Genomic DNA, 20856 nt, shown 5'->3' with positions numbered 1-20856 from the left:
TGGCTATTTCCCAAGCTATGCGCTAGGATTCATGTATGCGGCGCAATGGAAGCATGCAATGGATCAAGACATTCCGAACTTCGATGAGTTATGCGAACGCGGCGAATTGGCACCTATTAAAGATTGGCTGACTGATAAAGTACATCAATATGGTGCATTGAAAAAGCCGAACGAGTTAATTTCAGAGGGTACCGGAAAAGCACTTTCAGCAAAATATTTGGCAGATTATTTAGAAAATAAATACTCACAACTTTATAATCTGTAGTTTTTTAGCAAGCCTTTTCTTACAAAGGTTTGCTTTTTTTATATAAAAACACTCGCTACATTAAAAATGCAGCGAGTAATTACAGACTTATGAAAATATTTTTTGCAACAGTTGATAACCTAAACCTTTAAATGCAATATCTAAAGCTGCAGCAATTACAATCGCTACAACAACTCCTATATACAACATCTTTTTCCCTTTCATAAATGCCTCCTGATTCTTCCCTTATAATGAGTCCCTGTTCTTTATATTGCTCCACTCCAGCTATCTATGGTTCTTCTTCATCTACTCATAAACTTTAGGACAATACATTGATTTTACCATAGGATTTGTATATTTCCCCTCCTCCTCAAAACTATTAATAATCTAAGGAAAACAAAGGAAAAGACGTCTTCCCGGTAGTAGGAAGACGCCTAATTTTTTATTTTAATTTTTCTATAAAATGCTTTAATAAACGTGCAGTTAAACCCCATATTGTGTAGTTTCCGTATTCATAAAACCATTCTTCCATCCGGCTTGAGCGCCACTCGTAATTTTCGCCATTCGCAATTTTATCGTACGGGAAATCAATCGGAGGCTTCGGTTCTACCGGAACATAATGCACATACGGTTCATGTGTCAACAGCCAGTCTAAAGGGACCGTAAACAGCTCTTCTACTTCATCCTTATTAAATGTATCCAGTTCCGACTGCTCAATAATTCCGATGAATGGATAGACAACAAAAGCCGGTGATATAACGAAAGGACTGAGATTGCCTATTAGTTCAATTGACTGTTGATCAATTCCGAGCTCTTCATGCGTTTCTCGAAGCGCTGCAGCGAGCGGCGATTCATCCGTCTCATCGATTTTCCCGCCCGGAAAGCTAATATCGCCAGGTTGTTTACGCATCGTTAAAGCACGAACCTCAAACAAAATATGCCACTCGCCCTGTTTTTTTACAAGCGGGATAAGCACGGCAGACCGAAATGCGGTCTCTTCCCCTAAAAACAGAGGCTGCGGTTTTGCAAGCTGCCCTTTCAGTTGATTTAAATCCATAACATTCTCCACCTTACTAAATAGTTATCTTTATCGTACCATGACCGCCTTCTATGGTGAAATGGAAATGTGGAAGTAACACCTCTCACCCCTTTACTGCATACGATACTACAACACTATTAAAGAAAAGGATGACCAAATGAAATGGCTTAGAATTGCCCTTTTCGTTGGGCTTTTATTGTTGTTGGTCGGCTGTGGTCAGAAGGATTTGCAGGAAGTAAAAGTTGGTGAAGTAACCCGTTCCATTTTCTACGCACCTCTTTATGCAGCGATTGAAGAAGGATTTTTTGAGGATGAAGGTTTATCGATCCAACTATCCACTATACCTGGTGGAGATAAAACGATGACCGCGCTTTTATCGGACGGGATTGATATTGCGTTAATTGGAGCTGAAACATCGGTTTATGTATCTGGGCAAAATCCGAACGATAAAGTAATTAACTTTGCACAACTTACGCAAACAGATGGAACATTTTTAGTCGCACGTGACCAGAATGTCGACTTTAGCTGGGATGCTTTAAAAGACAGCACATTTTTAGGTCAGCGTGTTGGAGGTATGCCGCAAATGGCCGGCGAATTTGTACTGAAAAAACAAGGGATCGACCCACAAAATGATTTAACATTGATTCAAAATATTGATTTTGCCAATATTGCGAACGCCTTTGCTTCAGGTACAGGTGACTATGTACAACTTTTCGAACCGACTGCAAGTATTTTTGAACAGCAAGGCATCGGAAAAATCGTCGCTTCATTCGGCGAAGAGCTTGGCGCCATTCCATATACGGTATTTATGGCAAAAGAAAGTACATTCTCAGAAAAAGAAATGATGGATAGCTTTACGAAAGCTCTTTATAAAGCACAAAAATGGGTGTACGAAGCATCGAGCGCTGATGTGGCAAAAGCGATTGCCCCTTACTTTGAAGATACAGACCAAAAAATTATTGAGCAGGTTGTGACGCGTTACCGTGATCAGCAATCTTATGCAAAAGATCCGATTATCGATGAAGACGAATTCCAAAATCTACTTGATGTAATGACCGAAGCAGGCGTACTGGAGTTTGAGCCAGCTTACAAAGATTTAGTAAACCGGTCATTTGCCGATGCGGTTGTGAAGTAAATGACTTATTTGGAAGTAAAACAGGTTACCCATCATTTCTTTAAAGAACAGCAAGTGGCAACAGCTCTTGAAGATGTGAATTTCACAGTTGCTTCAGGAGAATTCGTTTCCTTTTTAGGCCCGAGCGGCTGCGGGAAATCCACACTGCTCTCTTTGCTGGCAGGCTTATTGAAACCGACGACCGGTTCGATTAATTTTGCTGAGCCCGATGTTGAAATCGGCTATATGCTTCAACAGGATTTCTTGTTCCCATGGAAAACAATTGAGGACAATGTCGCACTCGGTCTGACACTGCAAAAAAGGGAAAACCGTGAAATCATTGACGAACTGCTCGAACAATTTGAATTGGCCCATACGAAAAAACTTTACCCAACGCAGCTTTCCGGGGGGATGCGCCAACGTATCGCACTTGCCCGAACACTTGCCGTAAAACCAACATTGCTTTTACTTGATGAACCGTTTTCTGCGCTCGATTTTCGTTCCAAACTGTCCCTTGAAAACTTTGTATCGAATACATTGAAGCAATTTTCAACGACGACCATTTTGGTGACGCATGATATTAGCGAAGCCATTGCGATGAGTGATAAGGTATTTATCTTTAGCCCTCGTCCGGGATCGATTGTGAAAAGCTTCATCATCCCACAGGAAATTCGCGAACTGACACCATTCGAAGCAAGAAATGCCCCTGCTTTCCAAGTACTATTCCAGGAAATATGGAAGGAGCTTGATTCGGATGAATATTGAACAGTTGCAGCAGCAATATAACGAAAAGCGGCGACGTGAAAAACGAAAAATTTTCTCTTTCCAACTAATGCTACTTGTCGGTCTTCTTCTATTTTGGGAAATTACGACCCATTTCCGTATATTGGACCCGCTGATTTTCAGCAGCCCACGCGCAGTGGGAAGCCTGTTTATTACAAAAATAACGGATGGCAGTTTATTTCCTCATATTGCGATTACGATGTTTGAAACCGTTGTCGGCTTTATATTAGGAACCCTTTTTGGAACATTGCTTGCAATCTCGCTATGGTCTTCCAAAACATTTGCCAATGTGATGGACCCCTATCTTGTCGTATTGAATGCAATGCCTAAAGTCGCAATTGGACCGATGATTCTCGTGGTTTTCGGACCGAATATGCTCGCAGTTCTCGTAATGGGTGTGCTCATTTCGGTTATTATTTCGACCATCGTTATTTTTTCCGCATTTCAGCAAGTAAACGAAAACTATATTAAAGTCATGCAGCTTTTCAGGGCATCCAAATATGAAACATTCCGGCATGTTATTCTTCCTGCCTCTACCCCGACGATTATTTCTACTTTAAAGGTAAACGTCGGCTTATCATGGGTTGGGGTTATTGTCGGGGAATTTTTAGTATCATCAAGCGGCCTCGGTTATCTAATTATTTCCGGGTTCCAAGTATTTAACTTTACGTTAGTATTCTTGGCGCTTCTCATCATTATTGTATTGGCAACGATTATGTATAAAGGCGTTGAACTGATTGAACGAAAGGTATTGGAAAAGCAGTGATTAGTGAGTTGAAAAAGTCGCCAGGGCAAATTGAAAAACATCCATTTTTCCTCTGGGGGGAGAAAAGTGGATGTTTTTGTACTTTTTAAAGAGGTTGCGGGCTAAAAGAAAAAAAGTTCTTCTTGTTGACCTGGCGTGCTCCTGCTTCTATTAACTACGACCCTGCCTCAAATAAACAAATTTACGCAGTAACCATTCGACCGGTCCAATTGAAAAGCGTTTTGTATAAATTCCTGAAATATAAAGCTGCAAGATGTACACTACGATTGCCAACAGTAATCCAACCGCTACACCTAGCTTTCCAAATAGGCCAAATCCATATCCGTAGAAAATTGATGTAAATATAATAGATTGCATTAAATAATTGGTTAGTGATAAACGTCCCATACTGACAAATGCTTGTGCAAGCTTCGTTTCATCCTTCGCTAAATAAATTAGCGTAAATAAAGCAATATAGCCAATCGCCAGTAAATATGTTCCCGTACCATAAATCAATTTTCCTGCAAAATGATCCCAATATAAGAATGACTTACACACCAAGCCTAGTGGAACAAGCAACGCTAAACGTTTTAAAAGCTTTGTTCTTAGCCTAATATGTGTAAAGAAATCCTTCTTCGCTGCTGCCATCCCCAACAACACAAAAGGACCAATTGTGAAAAAGGCCAACAACACAATAAAAACAAGTGCAATTGGTAATCCGATCAAGAAGAAGATTAATGGAACCTCTTCTGTTAAACCGATCCGTTGTTGCACAACTTCCCAATAGGTTCCATTCGCTAAAACGGCCGTTGATTCTTCTAATCCAGCAAGCAACAACACATCCGTTTTCAATATTAAAAGCGGGATCATCAGCACTGCTAATACAGACGCCCAAATAAGCAAAGTTTTCACCTTGCGCTTAATGAACGATATGATAATGATAAGACCTGCACCATATGTCAATAAAATATCGCCGTCCCATACAAATGTAATATGTAAGCTTCCTAAAATTATTAACCCTATCACCCTGCGCCATAAAGGACCGGGCGTCTTCAAGTCTCGATTTTCCAACGCACGTACAAATAAAATAATTCCGTATCCAAATAAAAATCCAAAAATCGGATAAAACGATGCCTCTATAAATATTTTTGTGAAATAAAGTGCCACATTATCCCACCATGTTGTAGGCTCAATTGTATTTATCGTTATATCTCCATATTGGAAATACAGCATATTCGCAATCAAGATACCCAGTAAAGAAAATCCTCTCAATGCATCCAATGCTTCAATTCTGTTCTTCATCTTACACCTCCTAATAATTTCTACGAATTGAGCTCAAGGAAGTTTCAAAATTACTTGCTTAGTATAGTAATAAATTTGTATTGCCCTTTAGCTCCGCTTATTTCCAATTAATTTTCTGCTGTAAAAGCTATTTGGCACTCCATCATGAATAAGAGATTTTTAATAATCACTACGTAAATAAGGTTCCTTTATTATTTATTTTATATTCGGTACTAAAAATTCAGCTGTTGGTCGTTCATCCCAACTCTACGCTCCGTTTGTTGCGAATCGACTTCAATCCTTTTATGCTAAATACAGTAGGAGGGAAACGAATGGATAATGAAAAAATTGGCCAATTAATTTATACATTGCGTAAGGGAAAAGAGATGACACAAAAACAAGTAGCAGATGCACTGTTTTTATCAGACCGCACCATTTCAAAATGGGAAAGAGGGATCGGATGTCCTGACATTACACTTCTCCCTCAGCTCGCTGCCCTCTTCGATATTCCAATAGAAAATTTACTGACAGGTGAAATAAATCAAAACGATTTCGTAGGAGGCAATATGAAAAATTCCAGCTATTATGTATGCCCAAGCTGCTCGAATATCGGGTTAGCAACAGGGAATTTTACCGTTTCGTGCTGCGGACGGAAATTGGAGCCGTTAGCCGCTGTAAAAGCAACGGACGAACAAAAATTAAATGTAAAGGAAATCGACATGCAATGGTCCATTTCAGCAGACCACCCAATGACGAAAGACCATTACGTATCATTTATCGCACTGGCAACAGGGGATCAGATTCAATTGTACAAGCAGTTCCCTGAATGGGCTTTGCAGGCAACAGTCCCACGTAAAAAACACGGGAAACTAATTTGGTTCGATACACGTGACGGATTATTTTATCAGTATATTTAATTCTTTATAAACAGTCTCCAACTATTAGTCAGCAGCTAATAATTGAGACTGTTTCTTTGCGCTCAATGGTTACACTATTTCAATAATTACCTTCAACCCTTCATCCAAAAACGGAATTCCCTCTTCCCTGCCTTCAAGCATAATCGAGAAAATATAATCTCTCCCGCTTTTTCCCGTTACATAGCCTGACAATGTATTCACTTCATGGATATAGCCTGTTTTGGCGAAAATTTGCTGTTGCAGTTCCGGCTCTAAAAAGCGGTCTTTTAACGTCCCGCCAACCAGTCTGTTTGTATTTCCTCCAACAGGCAAGGATTCGAAAAAGTTCTCGAAATACGGTTCTTTTTGCAGCTTATACAATAGCTCGGATATACCATTTGAGTGCAGACGGTTATGATGTGACAGGCCAGAACCATCAGCGAATTGCCATGTCGCAAAATCGATATGCAGCTTTTCCAAATAAGCTCGCACTACTTTTAGGCCATGCACGTAATCGCCTATTCCATGCTTTTGTTTCCCCATCGTTTTCAGGAAAATATCGGCGATGCTGTTATTGCTTAGTTTCATAAATATAGAAAACATCTCTGCAATTGGACGAGACTCGTGCGTGTGGATTAGCTTGGCATGCTTTGGCGTCGTGCCGCTTGCAATGGCATCTTCCTGTTCAAAGCGGATGCCTGCATCTTTGCATAGTTCTTTGAAAAACAGCAATGTGTTTTTTGTAGGATCCTGGTGGGACACCCATACTTTCGCCGTTTCTCCTTCTGGTAGTTCACCGGTAATCACGATTTGATTTGTATTATTAATTCGGCGGATTTCTAATGTATTTTCAGCATTTTTATCTACTGTTTTCCCTTCATTAGAAATTAGCAGACCACTTAAATGCGGGATGACATTAAACATCGGCTTTTCCCCGATACTCCCCGAAGCTGCCTCGACGATAATTGTGCTCGCATCAAAATCATCATTCGGTGACATGGTAATAGGCGAAATACGTGCACCGTAATAATGCGTTTCCCCTTCATCATCAACACCAGGAGGCAATGTTTCACCCGAAAAATATGTATCATCCCCGATTAACTTACCTTTCACATGTCGGATGCCGTATTCCCGCAAAACTTTTACAAAATGCTTAAGTGTCGCTTCATTTAATGTCGGATCACCGTAACCCTTCACGTAAATATCCCCGTTTAACGTGTGGTCCTCAACATTTCCGTCGATAAAAATTTCTGTTTTAAATCGGTAGTCCAGTCCAAGCTCCGAAATTGCAGCTGCCCCTGTAAGAATTTTCATGTTGGATGCAGGACGCATTAAATGCTCCCCTCGATATGTATACAGAATCTCTCCAGAAGTTTTGTCCCGCAGCGTAAAAGTTGCCTTGTCCTTCCCTAAAATTGTCTCCACTACCTGTTCCAATTTCGTGATTGTATCGCTATTTAAGTTCTTCTCTTGAATCTCCTCCATACTTTGCCCCCTAAATTGTTAGAATTTACTGTAAATTTATTCTAACAGAAATATTTATTAACGGTTAGCACGAATTGAAGTAGGCGGGATTTTCTAATATAAATGTAAATGTTCTAATATATTTTTATTTGTTCTAATAAAACTGTGATGTTCTAAAAAATCCTTCCAATGTTCTAAAAAGTGTTCGCTTTGTTCTAATATTCCTTTAGCATTTGCTAATATCGACAACACTTTTTCTAATATCCCGCTTAACTTTTCTAATAAAAACAGCCCACACAAAAAACGCACTTCCAAATTGAAAGTGCGCTTAGAATCAAAAATTATTGGGCTGTATATCCACCATCAACCGTTAAGCTGTTGCCAGTCATGAATGAAGAATCGTCACTTGCCATAAATAATACAGCTTTTGCCATTTCTTCTGCTTGTCCAAGACGTTTCATTGGTGTCATTGAAGCTAATGCCTGTTTGCTTTCTTCCGGAATAATCGGTGTGTCAATGAAGCCTGGGCATAGTGAGTTCACACGAATATTTTGCTCTGCATATTCAAGTGCAAGTGAGCGTGTTAAGTTAATAACCCCACCTTTTGCTGCATTGTATGCTGCCGATCCTGGTGAACCAACCCAGCCGTACATAGAAGCGGTATTGATGATTGACCCTCCGCCAGATTTCAGCATTTCACGGATAGCTTCACGTGCTACCAAGAATACACCGTCCAAGTCTACATTAACCGTGTTGCGCCATTCAGCATATTCCAATTCATGTGAAGGGAAAACACGGCCGATGCCGGCATTGTTAAATACGACATCCACTTTTCCAAATGCTTCAATTGTTTGTTTGAATATATTTGCTACTTCTTCTTCACTTGTAATATTTGCTTTAACAAATACTGCGTCCGCGTTAAGCGCTTTCAATTCTGCTTCGAAAGCTTTACCTTTTTCTTCATTTAAATCAACTAATACGACTTTAGCACCTTCAGAGACAAATAATTTTGCTGTAGCTGCACCAATACCTGACGCACCACCAGTGATGACTGCTACTTTACCTTGTAATTTTCCCATCTTTTATTCCTCCTATATAATGAGTCATTGAAAACATACATATTTAAGTTAAATTGAACAGAAATAGCAGAAATATGCGCATTTTCTTTACACTTCAATTTTAACAATTCCAATAAATACATCAATCATTAGAATATTGTAAAGTGTATAATAAGTAGACACTTACTATTATTTTGTCTTTTTACATGGAGGGAATGTCTTGGAAAATGATACATCCAAAAGAAAAAACCGAACAAAAGAACATTTAAAGTTGGCGTTAATTGACCTTATCAAAAAGAAAGGCTACCATGCGATTTCCGTAAAGGATATTGTCGATCATGCTTCTTACAATCGCAGTACATTTTATGTACATTACCAGGATAAATTTCAATTGGCAGAGGATCTACTTGAAACAATGCTTGCGGGATTGGAAGAATCTGTAGGGAAACCGTATTCTCCTGGTCAAAAAGTATATACGACAAAACTAAGTGAACCCTCTTTTAATATTATTTCTTACATTTATGATAATCGAAATTTCTTTGAACTGATTAAATACGATGATACATTAACAGGCTTACATACAAAATTTCCTCAAACGATATTAAAAATATACGGGGAGCAGTTTATATTTCAAACAATTAATAATATCCCGGTAAATATGGATTACTTTAAACGATATACTGCATACGGATTTTACGGACTTATTCAAAATTGGATTAACAGCAATTTTAAAGAATCCAAAGAAGAGTTTATAGAAGAAGTCATTGCTTTATCCCAAACACATATTTATTCACTGGAGTTTGTGGGAAAACAAAAGAAATGACGGTATTCATGAGCTTTAACATATGTGTCATTACCTATAAATAAAAACTAACCCTAGTGCAAGGTTAGTTTAAAAATATTAGATGTTTATCGCATATATATAACGCTTATCAGTTTCCGATTAACATCTTTTTGGTTTTTTTGTTTTTATACATTTTCTGATCGGCTTTATTAAATAATTGTCTCATTACGCCATACGAAGAAGGTGAATACTCATAGCCGATTGAAACTCGAATAGGAGAGAACGGTAAGCTATTAGAAATTCCATTCAATTCTGAGTGTACTTTTTCGATATATTGTTCAACTTCTAAAACATACTTATCCGGAATAATAACTGCGAATTCATCTCCGCCAATTCTTCAAACCATATATACTGTCCTAAATGGTTTTGAAACCTTACCGTTATCGGTTTATCAAAGTTAAGAGTTCCCAATTGCTTTTTCCTTAAAGTATCGAGGTCATCAGGGTGAACAATTCCGAAAATTTTGTCCGGATTTTTCAAATGTTTTTCCAGCGAATTTGGCCCTAAAATACTATCTAAATTCGGACTTAAATAAAGATACTTTAGTTTCGGGTATACTTCACAGTAATATACTATATCCCTGATGCCCTCAGTCGTTTCAATCATTGGTTTAAATAAGTCTATTTTTCGTTGCAACTTCGCCTTTTCATTGTGCAGATGTATACATAATACGATGAGGCAGATTAATATACCTCCTACAACAATACCCATAAAAATGACCCGCTTTCAAATTAACTCTTCAATATCTTACATAGTATTATTTTACTATAACCCCAAATGGGTTGTATATATTAAACTCCCTAATAACAAGTACTTTTTGGTATTTTCCTGTAGAGGAGATTATTATAATCCACCATTATTTTTTTCATTCCCCTCAACAAAAAGCCGCACTTCCATCGAAATGGTAAGTGCGGCTCTAAATTTTTTAAGCAATCCAGTCCTCTTTCGGAATATCCTCTGCTTCTTTCCTAATATAGTATCGCCCTTTTGTCGTCAACCCTAAAATGACAGTCAGAACTGCTGCCATCAGCGCTGCGAAAAAGGCGGCAGTATTTTGCAGGAATGTGCCCATATATCCGAGTGCTGCGATTGTGCCGATTATAGTTGGAACAATCAATGCAATGACACCAACCGGATTCCATTTAAACAGGTTTTCCTGTCTGGATTCATAATAGCGCGGACCGATTTTCATCCATTTTTTGAGAATGAGCGCTTCCGTTACGAGAACGGCTGCCCAGCTCATCAGTGCTACACCTTGGAAAGTCATCGCAATTTGAAGATGATCGACAATACCTCCAAGCATTAAAATCATGGCAATAACACCACCTACTACAACCCAAAAACGGCGTCCCGGTTTAAAGCCAAACATGTTTTCAAAAAAGTTTGAGAGGGAAAGTGAGCTGCTGTAAATATTCGTTATATTAATACGAACTTGTGTCAGTACCGTAAATACGACACCACCAAGCCCTAACAATGTCACGATATAAACGCCGGGATTTGCTTCGGCAAATTTTACACCGAACCAAATGCCAAGGCCGCCCATTACACCAAAACAGAAGATTTGCGGAATAAATCCGATAGCAATTGAACCAATTTTCAAGTCTTTCGGTTTTAGGAAACGTGCGTAATCCGAAGCAATTAAAGCTGTAAGTCCCATTATACCGTGTTGCATTCCGATACATAACAGTAATGACGTACCGCCTATTTGAACACCTTCAGGCATATAGGTCCAGAAATTTCCGGAGTTAATTGATGGGGTATTAAAAGCAATAACAATGGCTGTAATAAGGAATATTCCAAAAATAGGCAATGACCATTTTTGAAGTTTGTCCAATTGTTTAATGCCAAACCAGTTTAACGGAATTACTAAGGAACCAAAGATTACAATTAGAAGCCAGATCGGAATCGCCGGAAAAAATGCATGAACTGCAGCGACTAAAATCATACCTTCAAATGCACAGTACATAATAAAATTTGATGCGTAAATTAATGAGGTTAATGAGGCTCCGATATAACCGAATCCTCCGCGGGATAATAAGTTGACGTTCATGCCGGACTTAGCCGATAAATAAACAATGATACTTCCAAGGATACCTGCAACAATGATTGCATAGCCAGCAGAGATGAGCGCATTGACCGCTCCGAACTGTAGTGCCATCACACTTCCCATCTGGAAATAGAAAATGGCAGTTGCAATCCCAAACGTTATATTCGTGATACTTAACCAGCCCATTTTGCGTTCTTCGCGCGGAACTCGGTCAAAAGTATAGTCACTAGTTGCTTCTTGACGAGAAAAGTCTTGTTCTCTTAATTTCTGATCTGCAGTAATCTCAGATCTCATTCAATCAAATCCTTTCTGTACTTTTACTTCTTTTGTTTCAAAGGAACTTTTATTAGAGGTGGGTGGATCTTTTTAAGGGAAAGGTCGGTTACGGTAAATCATCTGCAATTGATCCCTCAATTCAGAAACAAAAAAAGAAATGATTTTTTACCGCGCAGATAGTTGTGAGCGTAAGTTAAATAGCTCCATTAAATATTTTAACATAATTTAAAGCAATTATTTGCTATCTCACCCCAAGTCATTCTTTAGGGCTACAATAAACCCACTCTTTTCCAAGTAATAAAAAAGCTCGAAAAACATAAATTACTGTTGTTTCCCGAGTCGTTTAACAGGTAAGTCTGGCTAACATTGACCATCTATTTCTTCTACATATTCTTTTCCACTCCCCGCAAAATGGCTATTTAGCAAATAAATACTTTTTGGGGTTTCCCTCTCCGCATTACTTCGTAATCTCTCCGGTAAATTTTCAAATTATACCCACTCTTTAACGTCTCAATTTTCATAAGCCACTTTTTTAATTCTGCCTTTCTATAACATCCTCGTTAGAGCAGTGAATAAAACTGATAGCCCATATAGAGTGCCATTAACCAAATAATCATGGCAGATATCTTATTAAGGGAATTTAAGAATTTCCCGTTTCCGTCAATTTGTCCAATCTTACTCCCGACAATGGCAAGTGACAGAAACCAAATCCACGACACAACTATACAGGCCCATGTAAACATCCATTTCTCATAACCTGTATAAGCTAATGAACTTGTTCCTATTACCCCGATTGTATCCAAAATAGCATGGGGGTTAAGTAGCGACACTGAAGCAGCAAACGTAATTTGACGTCGCGCTGAAAAACCTTTTTCTTCTCGGTGTGCTTTAACTGATGAATTGTCCTTCCATATTACCCATCCCATATACGCCAAGAAAAAGAACCCTGCTAAAAAAAGCGATAATTTCAACCATTCAAAACTAAAAACAATTACCGATACCCCCGCTACTGCCAAATAAATTAAAATCGTATCACAGACACCTGCTGTTACTATTGCAGGCAATGATTTCGTAAATTTCCGGTGTGTTGCACCTTGATTAAATATAAATACATTTTGAACACCCAGTGGCAAAATTAAGCCAAATGCCAATAAAATTCCATGAATTAGTGGTTGCATGTTTATTCCTCCTATTTCCATTATTTAAGAATAACGATGAAGGAACGATTTGTCTTCACCTAATTAACAGGTCAGATTCGGCATACCTGAGTGACTTATATTTATGGATAATCCCACTGTTTATTAAGAGAATCTTGACTTGCCATTAATTGATAAACTAATGTAGTAAATAGAACATGATAGGCGTGATTCGCCCTTAACCGCCTATAGACGAAAGACTCCTGTCAGTTTAATGAACTGGTAGGAGTCTGTTTTATTTAAGGAGGTTATTGAATATGCCAATGATTTTAATAGGAATCGGTGGTGCTATTGGAGCGGCATTACGATATAGCGTTTCCATTCTTTTCTTCACAACTACCGAGACAGCTGCCTTCCCTTTTGCGACGGTTGCAGTGAATTTAGCAGGCTGCTTTCTTTTAGGTTTGCTCTCTTCCGGTTTCGAACAGAAAATAATAGCAAATCCCAACTATTTATCTGCATTAAAAACAGGTTTAATCGGCTCGTTTACGACCTTTTCCACATTTAGTGTCGAAGTGATCCAGCTGCTGCAGCATAACTCTTATTTTTTTGCCATTCTCTATATTTTCATTAGTGCCATCTTCGGTTTCCTTTTTGTTGCGCTTGGTATGAAATCCGGGAGAAGCCTTTGGGAAAGGAAGGAACCTGTATGATGAATTTCTTGTTAGTTGCCGTTGGTGGATTTTTCGGAGCGATTTTGCGTGCTATTATTTCTAAGCGGCTCAATCATGCATACCGATTTGTTCACTTCGGTACTTTTGCGGTAAATATGCTCGGTTCCTTTACATTGGGATTTTTAGTTAATATGCATCTCCATACAACTGCAAACCTTATTCTATGTATTGGATTTTTAGGTGCGTTTACTACATTCTCAACATTCAAATTGGAAAGTCTTACACTTGTCCATGCAAAACAATGGAAGCAATTTTTACTCTACTCTATACTCACATATTCGGTCGGTCTTTCCTTTGCTTTTGCCGGCTTTTGGATGGCAAAGTTATATTTAACCTAATGTTTCTGTTTCCACCCTCCAATTAGCATCGATGTTAACAAGTTATGTTTACAAACAATCGACACGGGTAAATTTACATTGTGCAACATTTAGATGAGGAGGATGATAGAAATGGTAAAACATATTGTGGGGTATTATGATACAGAATCAGAGGCAATTGATGCAATCGAGGATCTGAAACGACAAGGTTACCGTACTGAAGATATTTCAGTTATCAGTAAAAGCCGATCAGATGTTGATACAATTACCGATGAAACAGGTGCAAACGTTGCAGAAGGTGCTGTAACAGGCGCAGCTGCGGGAGGTGCTTTAGGCGGAATTGGCGGCGTGCTTGCAGGTCTTGGCGCATTGGTAATTCCAGGTATCGGTCCAATCGTGGGAGCTGGTCCAATAGTTGCCGGTATTACAGGCGCGGCAGCCGGTGCAGGTGTCGGCGGCTTGACGGGTGCTCTTATCGGAATGGGGATTCCAGAAGATGAAGCAAACCGTTACAATGAACAATTTGAATCTGGCAAAATTTTAATTATGGTAGATGAAAATACACGTGGTACTACACTTTTATAATAAAACAGCAGAAAGTCATTCCTGATTTATCAGAATGGCTTTTTTTCGTTATGTTTTCTCCCTTCCCTGTTTCCTCATGTTTACAAATATTCCTCAAGGGTAAATTTTAGTATGTGAAAAGAGAATTTGAGAGGATGAGGGAAATGGTAAAACATGTCGTAGGATATTATGATACAGAAGCAGAAGCTATTGAAGCAGTTGAAGACTTAAAGCAACAAGGATATAGTGCACAGGATATTTCAATCATTAGTAAGAACGTATCGGATGTAGATGCAATTTCAAATGAAACCGGCGCAAATGCTATGGAAGGTGCCATTACAGGTGTAGCTGCCGGCGGCGCATTAGGCGGACTCGGCGGAGTTATTGTCGGACTTGGTGCACTTGCAATTCCAGGCATCGGCCCTGTTGTTGCAGCGGGACCAATCGCTGCCGGATTAACCGGATTAGCTACCGGTGTAATGGTCGGTGGAATCGTCGGTGCTTTAGTCGGTATGGGGATTCCGGAAGACGAGGCAGAGCGCTACAACGAGCAATTTGAAGCAGGTAAGATTTTAATCATGGTAGCAGAAGATAAACGCGGTTCCGGCACCATTTTATAAATAAAAGAAAGTTGGCCGTCCTATAAATCGGGATGGCTTTCCTGCTGTTTTTTACTGTTTTTTAATGTTTTTCAAGTGTGATTCTCTCCCACCCAATCAGTAGGTCGGAGCGGTATTTCATGGTATATTATTGAAGTTGCACTATTCAGTGTTAGTTTAGAGATGGAGGTATTACGATGCTCAAAAATCTACAAGATACAACAACTTTGAACAACGGTGTTCAAATGCCTTGGCTAGGGCTCGGTACATATTTGGTAGAGGAAGGCCCAGAACTGTTAAACGCGGTGAAGTTTGCGATTAAGCACGGTTACCGCAGTATCGATACAGCTGCCGTTTATCAAAATGAAGAGGGCGTCGGCGAAGCAATCCGTGAAGCAATGAAAGAAACCGGCATCTCAAGAGAAGAACTATTCATCACTTCTAAAGTGTGGAATACAGATTTAGGCTATGAAGAAACGCTTGCGGCGTACGAAACAAGCTTAAAGAAGTTAGGTCTTGAATATTTGGACTTGTACTTGATTCACTGGGCTGTTGTAGATAAATACAAAGATGCATGGCGAGCGATGGAAACCCTTTATAAAGAAGGGAAAGTAAAAGCAATCGGTGTTTGTAACTTCCAGGTTCATCATTTAGAAGACTTGATGAAAGATGCGGAAATCAAACCGGTGATCAACCAAGTAGAATACCATCCACGCTTATCTCAATCGGAAGTAAAAGCTTTCTGCGAAAAAAATGACATTCAGTTCGAGGCATGGTCTCCGTTAATGCAGGCAAAATTATTGGATAACCCACTATTAAACGATTTGGCTGCTAAATATAATAAAACCGTTTCTCAAGTTATTTTAAGATGGGATCTGCAGAATGGTGTCGTAACAATCCCAAAATCAACGAAGGAACATCGCATTGTAGAAAATGCCGATATTTTTGATTTTGAACTGTCTAATGAGGATATGGAACTGATTAATGGCCTTAACCAAGATTTCCGTATCGGGCCTGATCCGGATCACTTTAGCTTTTAATTATACGCTCCATTCAGCAAGCTGTCCTCGTCTCTTATTACGAGGACAGCTTTTTACTAAAAAACACATACTTGAAATTTTTTTTGAAAACGAGTAAACTATCAAAGTGCTCATTTATCCAAGTTAATAGTAACTGTATAACCTCAAGAATATGGCTTGAGGGTCTCTACCAGGAACCATAAAATCCTGATTACAGAAAATGATTTTTTTCATTTTTTGTAATCAGGATTTTTTTTTATTTTTTATAAGAAAGGAAGTAAGACAAAATATGAATTTCAAAGTTTTAATACTCGCATTATCAACAGTTGCTGTCGGGTTGGTGGAACTGATCGTTGGAGGCATTCTCCCAATCATTGCAACTGATATGAATATTTCAATAAGCACTGCCGGACAACTGATTACCGTGTTTGCCCTTATTTATGCAATCGCCGGTCCTGTGTTATTAGTTTTAACGAGCAAAGTTGAACGAAAAAAGTTATATCTTATTTCGTTGTTTATTTTCTTCATCAGTAATATCATGATGTATTTCAGTGTGACATACACATTTATGATGGTTGCCCGTATTTTAAGTGCAATGAGTACATCACTGATTACCGTGCTTTCGTTAATCCTCGCTGCAAAAGTAGTTTCACCGGCACATCGTGCGAAGGCACTTGGTTTCATTTATATGGGAATTAGTTCTTCGCTTGTATTAGGTGTACCACTTGGCATTTTAATTTCCGATTACTTCGGTTGGCGTGTAATTTTCCTAGGTATTGCGATTTTATCGGTAGGCTCATTTATTCTCATTTCAATCTTCTTAGAGAAGGTTCCTGGGGAAATGACAATTCCACTTTCGAAACAATTAAAGGCTGTTGCCAGTTCCAAAATTGGCAGTGCCCATCTTGCAACGATGTTTATGCTGGCTGGACACTATACGATGTACGCGTACTTCACACCATTTTTGGAAACAGAACTAAGTCTGAATTCCAGCTGGATCAGTCTCTGCTATTTATTATTCGGGATTGCTGCAGTAAGCGGCGGCGCATTTGGCGGAACGCTTTCGGATAAAATTGGTGCACCAAAGAGTATCATTTTCGTTATTGTTTCATTTGCAGTCGTGCTATTCATACTGCCATTCACAACCTTCTCTCTTATCATCTTCATACCGATTATGATGATTTGGGGAGCGCTAAGCTGGAGTTTATCACCACCACAGCAAAGCTACTTGATTCAGACAGATCCTGCCACATCCGATATTCAGCAAAGCTTTAATAATTCGGCTTTACAGATCGGTATTTCGATGGGATCAGCGTTTGGCGGAATCGTAATCACTCAAACAGACACGATTTCACATGCAGCTTGGTATGGCGGTGCACTTGTACTTGTTGCGTTAGCATGTGCAGTCTTTTCTTTAACGAGAAAAACAAATGGAAGAGAAGAAAAAATTTCCACTGCTCATCAATCGAATATGTAAGGTTAAAGGCAACATCCGGTTGTATACCGGATGTTGCTTTTTCTCTGTATAGTTAAAAAATGTATATTATGTTATGATAAGCAAGCCTATAACACTCTCGAATAAAAGTCATATTATTGGAGAAAACAAATGGAAAACCTTAATTTATTACTAGAAAAAAACAGTCATCTGGAAAGCGAGCGTCTTTTTTTACGTCCGATTTCTATTGAGGATACTGAAGATATGTACGAATATACTGCGGATGAGGAAACGACGAAATTTCTTTATCATGCACACAAAGATCTGGAACAAACGAAGAAGATGATTGAGAATTATTTTATGAAAGAACCTGCCGGGAAGTATGCGATTGTATTAAAAGAAAGCAATAAAATGATCGGTGCAATCGAGTTCCGTGTCCATGAATGGAATAAAAGCGGGGAACTCGGCTTTACATTAAACCGCAGCTTCTGGGGAAAAGGCTATATAACAGAAGCAAGCAAAGTAATATTGGACTTAGCCTTCAATACACTCAGCTTAGAACGTGTATTTGCTGAATCTCACGTTCAAAATGCGGCCTCCGCTAAAGTTATGCAACGTTTAGGGATGACACATGAAGGAACGATGCGAAAAAATCATATGATTAAAGGTACTCTCGTGGATAGTGTTTATTACTCTATATTAAAAGAGGAATTCTAATCGCTTTTACACCCTAAAATAGAATTATTAAAAAAAGCCCTTCAGTCTGCAGCAAACAGAATGAAGGGCTTTTTCATATTCAACAGTTATGAAAACCGGTCCATGATTAGAATGGATTTGTATTCATTAATGTCGCGTTTTTAATGTACATGCGATTGTTCAGCTTTAATTGAGCAATAATATAATCCGCAATATCTTCAGGGTGCATATATTGATCTCTTTTTTCATCAGGCACTAAGTTCAGTGCATCCGCCAAATCTGTTGCAATCGTACTTGGCGCTAATGCTGTTACGCGAATATTGTTACGGCGCACTTCTGCAGCAAGTGACTCGGTTAAGCCGATGACACCAAATTTAGAAGCACTGTATGCACTTGATGTTGCCGCACCGTTTAAACCGTTTGTTGATGAAATATTAATAACATCACCCGCATTTTTCTCGATTAATTGCGGTACAATTGTGTGCGATACATAAAAAGTACCCATTATGTTGATGTCGACAATTTCTTTAAATTCTGCCGGATCCATGTCCACGAGCTTTTCAAATTTCCCGACACCTGCATTGTTAACTAAAATATCCGTTAACCCCAACTTTTCTTTTAGATGGCCAGCAGCCTTCTGTACTTGTTCTAAATTCGAAACATCCGCCACTGCATAAGCAGCTTTAACGCCATGGCTTTCAATTTCTTTCGCTACTTGCTGTAGTGCCTCTTCCGAACGTGCAATGATCCCTACGTTCACACCCTCTTTTGCTAATGCTACCGCTACCGCTTTACCGATTCCGCGTGCAGCACCTGTTACAACCGCTACTTTACCTTGTAATGACTGACCCAATTTTATCGTCTCCTTCAAACATTATTTCAATAAAATTTTAACATAGTGAACTTCCATACGTCTTATTTTGCGATTGGCCGATATAGATATACTTTTTAATTGCTACGATTAGATAAACCTACAATAGACTCAATTCGTCCTCTGTTATAACGTTGCGTCATAATAAATGGGAAGTTGGCGAAGAGTGCATAGGCGATGTTAATCCAGCCTGCCCAAACAGGATTCCATATGAAAAAAAGGGGCGCTGGCAAAATTAGCAGCCAATGCGTTATCTCCGCTCTTTTTGTTTCAGCTGCAAAAATCTTTAAATCTTCCCGCTTTGTACCGTGCAAATGGCTTTTATTATAACTTTTCTTTGCAATCGAAGACCCATCAATTAAGTGCCTTTTCCATTTCTTCACTAAAAATAACCGGTTCCATATCTTCCCGTTTTCCTCCCACTCTGCAATACGGAGAAATACAACATCCTTCAAAAAATAGCGTAAAGGAATTTTGAAACAGAGCGCTGAAATCGAAAAATGAAGAACAAGCCATACCATTATATTAACAATGAGAAGCCAAATTGCATTTATGACTGTCATACCTCTCTCCTATTACACTTTGATTTTTCTGCCTTTCCACATGACCGAATGTAAAACATGTGTGCGATATAATGAATATAAAAATACGGCTGTAAAAAATAAAACAAAAAAAGGATAGAACAAGAACATCATGAGATGAAAATTCCCTGCTCTTCTCGCCAGAAAATACACATGCCCTCCGTATAATAAGTAGACAATAATTCCGCATAAGAGCGCCACAGAAGATTCCGTCAAAAAAGCGAGAATTGTTGCCGACACTGCCATTATTACACCAAAAATCCACAGCTGAATGAGCAACATGACAAATCTATGAGTTGACTGTGAAGCTGTTGCCAGATTTTTTGTCCAGCCTTCCAATAATTGTTTCGGTCCCTCTTCATACATACGCATATTAATAATCCCTTTGCCGGCATAATTGGTTACCGGTAAGTCTTTAGCTAAAAAAACATCACTCAGTGCAAAGTCATCCATAATCGACTCTTCCGCTGCCTCATGCCCCCCTGTTGAAATATAGCTCTCCTTATCACAAAGGATACATGGTCCAAATGATCCTGCCGTTGCAAACTTTCCTTTCCAAACGGTAAATACATTCATTCCTGTCAGCACAATAATATTAAATATTACGGATGAATTTTCGTAACATTTTACAATCCGGTGATACGGTTGAATGGATAAGATCCCTTTTCCTTCTTGCTTGCTGAAGCTGTTCATCATGCGCTCAAGGCTGTCCTCATCGGCAAGCTGAACATCCGCATCTAAAAACAGCAGCCATTCTCCTTTTGCAGATTGTGCCCCGTACGCACAAGCATTGGATTTACCCGGGCTCATCCCGCCTACTTGTTTACTATTTAATACCTTCGCTCCGTATGATAATGCAACTTCAGCAGTATGATCCGAGGAACCATCATCGACTACAATTATTTCAAAACGCTTCCAACTTTGCTGCTGGAGTGATTTTAACAATGGCGGCAACCGAAGCGCTTCATTTCTGGCTGGTATGATGATCGACAATGCAGGTAATGGCTGATTTCCCTCTTTTGCTGGTGGTTTTCTTGTAGACCAAAACATCAGCACACCACATAATAATCCGAGTAAGGATAGTATTTGCACAACCAAATACAAAGTTTCCAT

At 39.0% G+C, this 20856-nt stretch carries 24 protein-coding genes and 1 riboswitch (1 of these 25 cut by a window edge); of the genes, 13 read left to right on the top strand and 11 right to left on the bottom strand.

Annotated features, from left to right (window positions below; all coding sequences use genetic code 11):
• On the top strand, positions 1–265 hold the end of the coding sequence (locus MKY07_RS01025) for a carboxypeptidase M32 (RefSeq protein ID WP_339263527.1). It extends 1223 nt beyond the left edge of the window; only the last 265 of its 1488 coding nucleotides appear in the window; its start codon lies beyond the left edge, outside the window; it ends in the stop codon at positions 263–265.
• A gap of 421 nt (positions 266–686) precedes the next feature.
• Here MKY07_RS01025 and MKY07_RS01020 read toward each other — a convergent pair whose 3' ends face one another.
• Positions 687–1301, bottom strand: coding sequence for a CoA pyrophosphatase (locus MKY07_RS01020; protein ID WP_339263525.1), 615 nt, complete (start codon positions 1299–1301; stop codon positions 687–689).
• A gap of 139 nt (positions 1302–1440) precedes the next feature.
• Between MKY07_RS01020 and MKY07_RS01015 the strand changes: the two genes are divergently transcribed.
• The 3 genes from MKY07_RS01015 to MKY07_RS01005 are packed head-to-tail and all read left to right on the top strand — an operon-like array spanning position 1441 to position 3946.
• Positions 1441–2418: an ABC transporter substrate-binding protein gene (locus MKY07_RS01015; RefSeq protein ID WP_339263524.1), complete on the top strand. Its 978-nt coding sequence runs from the start codon at positions 1441–1443 to the stop codon at positions 2416–2418.
• Complete coding sequence (locus MKY07_RS01010) at positions 2419–3162, top strand: ABC transporter ATP-binding protein (protein ID WP_339263522.1); 744 nt, start codon at positions 2419–2421, stop codon at positions 3160–3162. It abuts the gene before it with no gap.
• Positions 3152–3946 (top strand): ABC transporter permease, encoded by a 795-nt coding sequence (locus MKY07_RS01005; protein ID WP_008407537.1) that lies wholly within the window; start codon positions 3152–3154, stop codon positions 3944–3946. Before MKY07_RS01010 ends, MKY07_RS01005 begins: the two co-directional genes overlap by 11 nt.
• Positions 3947–4096: 150 nt before the next feature.
• Here MKY07_RS01005 and MKY07_RS01000 read toward each other — a convergent pair whose 3' ends face one another.
• The gene (locus MKY07_RS01000) at positions 4097–5227 is read right to left on the bottom strand and encodes a DUF418 domain-containing protein (RefSeq protein ID WP_339263521.1); all 1131 of its coding nucleotides are present in this window, start codon (positions 5225–5227) and stop codon (positions 4097–4099) included.
• Between the two features lie 311 nt (positions 5228–5538).
• Between MKY07_RS01000 and MKY07_RS00995 the strand changes: the two genes are divergently transcribed.
• Positions 5539–6123 (top strand): helix-turn-helix domain-containing protein, encoded by a 585-nt coding sequence (locus tag MKY07_RS00995; RefSeq protein ID WP_339263520.1) that lies wholly within the window; start codon positions 5539–5541, stop codon positions 6121–6123.
• A 69-nt stretch (positions 6124–6192) separates the two neighbouring features.
• Here the strand turns inward: MKY07_RS00995 and dacB are convergent, their stop codons facing one another.
• Both dacB and MKY07_RS00985 read right to left on the bottom strand, forming a co-directional pair.
• Complete coding sequence (gene dacB / locus MKY07_RS00990; protein WP_339263519.1) at positions 6193–7587, bottom strand: D-alanyl-D-alanine carboxypeptidase/D-alanyl-D-alanine-endopeptidase; 1395 nt, start codon at positions 7585–7587, stop codon at positions 6193–6195.
• A gap of 320 nt (positions 7588–7907) precedes the next feature.
• The gene (locus tag MKY07_RS00985) at positions 7908–8645 is read right to left on the bottom strand and encodes an SDR family NAD(P)-dependent oxidoreductase (protein ID WP_014825004.1); all 738 of its coding nucleotides are present in this window, start codon (positions 8643–8645) and stop codon (positions 7908–7910) included.
• 199 nt (positions 8646–8844) lie between these two features.
• Between MKY07_RS00985 and MKY07_RS00980 the strand changes: the two genes are divergently transcribed.
• Positions 8845–9447 carry a TetR/AcrR family transcriptional regulator gene (locus tag MKY07_RS00980; protein WP_065216218.1) on the top strand — a complete coding sequence of 201 codons (603 nt, stop codon included), beginning with the start codon at positions 8845–8847 and terminating at the stop codon, positions 9445–9447.
• Positions 9448–9556: 109 nt separating this feature from the next.
• Here the strand turns inward: MKY07_RS00980 and MKY07_RS00975 are convergent, their stop codons facing one another.
• The 4 genes from MKY07_RS00975 to MKY07_RS00960 all read right to left on the bottom strand — a co-directional run bounded on the left by MKY07_RS00975 (position 9557) and on the right by MKY07_RS00960 (position 12969).
• Positions 9557–9775, bottom strand: a complete 219-nt coding sequence (locus MKY07_RS00975; protein ID WP_339264609.1) for a hypothetical protein — start codon at positions 9773–9775, stop codon at positions 9557–9559.
• Positions 9754–10179, bottom strand: coding sequence for a PAS domain-containing protein (locus MKY07_RS00970; protein ID WP_339263518.1), 426 nt, complete (start codon positions 10177–10179; stop codon positions 9754–9756). Before MKY07_RS00970 ends, MKY07_RS00975 begins: the two co-directional genes overlap by 22 nt.
• Positions 10180–10393: 214 nt before the next feature.
• On the bottom strand, positions 10394–11809 hold the full coding sequence (locus MKY07_RS00965) for a cytosine permease (RefSeq protein WP_339263517.1): 1416 nt from the start codon (positions 11807–11809) through the stop codon (positions 10394–10396).
• Positions 11810–12351: 542 nt separating this feature from the next.
• Positions 12352–12969 carry a LysE/ArgO family amino acid transporter gene (locus tag MKY07_RS00960; protein WP_339263516.1) on the bottom strand — a complete coding sequence of 206 codons (618 nt, stop codon included), beginning with the start codon at positions 12967–12969 and terminating at the stop codon, positions 12352–12354.
• Positions 12970–13244: 275 nt separating this feature from the next.
• On the opposite strand from MKY07_RS00960, the gene crcB (MKY07_RS00955) reads away from it, so the two are divergent.
• The 7 genes from crcB (MKY07_RS00955) to MKY07_RS00925 all read left to right on the top strand — a co-directional run bounded on the left by crcB (MKY07_RS00955) (position 13245) and on the right by MKY07_RS00925 (position 18312).
• Positions 13245–13640 carry a fluoride efflux transporter CrcB gene (crcB, locus tag MKY07_RS00955; RefSeq protein ID WP_339263515.1) on the top strand — a complete coding sequence of 132 codons (396 nt, stop codon included), beginning with the start codon at positions 13245–13247 and terminating at the stop codon, positions 13638–13640.
• On the top strand, positions 13637–13999 hold the full coding sequence (gene crcB / locus MKY07_RS00950) for a fluoride efflux transporter CrcB (protein WP_339263514.1): 363 nt from the start codon (positions 13637–13639) through the stop codon (positions 13997–13999). Before crcB (MKY07_RS00955) ends, crcB (MKY07_RS00950) begins: the two co-directional genes overlap by 4 nt.
• 111 nt (positions 14000–14110) lie before the next feature.
• Positions 14111–14563, top strand: coding sequence for a general stress protein (locus MKY07_RS00945; protein WP_014825014.1), 453 nt, complete (start codon positions 14111–14113; stop codon positions 14561–14563).
• A gap of 143 nt (positions 14564–14706) precedes the next feature.
• Complete coding sequence (locus MKY07_RS00940) at positions 14707–15162, top strand: general stress protein (RefSeq protein WP_065216224.1); 456 nt, start codon at positions 14707–14709, stop codon at positions 15160–15162.
• Between the two features lie 176 nt (positions 15163–15338).
• A complete protein-coding gene (locus MKY07_RS00935) occupies positions 15339–16181 on the top strand; it encodes an aldo/keto reductase (protein ID WP_339263512.1) in 843 nt (280 codons plus the stop codon).
• A 113-nt stretch (positions 16182–16294) separates the two neighbouring features.
• A riboswitch (purine riboswitch) is annotated at positions 16295–16394 on the top strand.
• Between the two features lie 55 nt (positions 16395–16449).
• Positions 16450–17637 carry an MFS transporter gene (locus tag MKY07_RS00930; protein WP_065216226.1) on the top strand — a complete coding sequence of 396 codons (1188 nt, stop codon included), beginning with the start codon at positions 16450–16452 and terminating at the stop codon, positions 17635–17637.
• A gap of 129 nt (positions 17638–17766) precedes the next feature.
• Positions 17767–18312 (top strand): GNAT family N-acetyltransferase, encoded by a 546-nt coding sequence (locus MKY07_RS00925; protein ID WP_339263510.1) that lies wholly within the window; start codon positions 17767–17769, stop codon positions 18310–18312.
• Between the two features lie 106 nt (positions 18313–18418).
• On the opposite strand, the gene MKY07_RS00920 is transcribed toward MKY07_RS00925, so the two are convergent.
• From MKY07_RS00920 to MKY07_RS00910, 3 genes are all read right to left on the bottom strand, one after another.
• Positions 18419–19144: a 3-ketoacyl-ACP reductase gene (locus MKY07_RS00920; protein ID WP_339263509.1), complete on the bottom strand. Its 726-nt coding sequence runs from the start codon at positions 19142–19144 to the stop codon at positions 18419–18421.
• Positions 19145–19239: 95 nt separating this feature from the next.
• On the bottom strand, positions 19240–19725 hold the full coding sequence (locus MKY07_RS00915) for a hypothetical protein (protein ID WP_041865809.1): 486 nt from the start codon (positions 19723–19725) through the stop codon (positions 19240–19242).
• A 12-nt stretch (positions 19726–19737) separates the two neighbouring features.
• Entirely contained in the window at positions 19738–20856 is a 1119-nt protein-coding gene (locus MKY07_RS00910; protein ID WP_339263508.1) for a glycosyltransferase family 2 protein, read from the bottom strand.

The sequence above is a fragment of the Solibacillus sp. FSL W7-1472 genome, from assembly GCF_037969775.1.
GTDB classification, from domain to species: domain Bacteria; phylum Bacillota; class Bacilli; order Bacillales_A; family Planococcaceae; genus Solibacillus; species Solibacillus silvestris.
The sequence above is the reverse complement of the archived record's forward strand: the minus strand, read 5'-3'. Positions and strand labels throughout refer to the sequence as shown.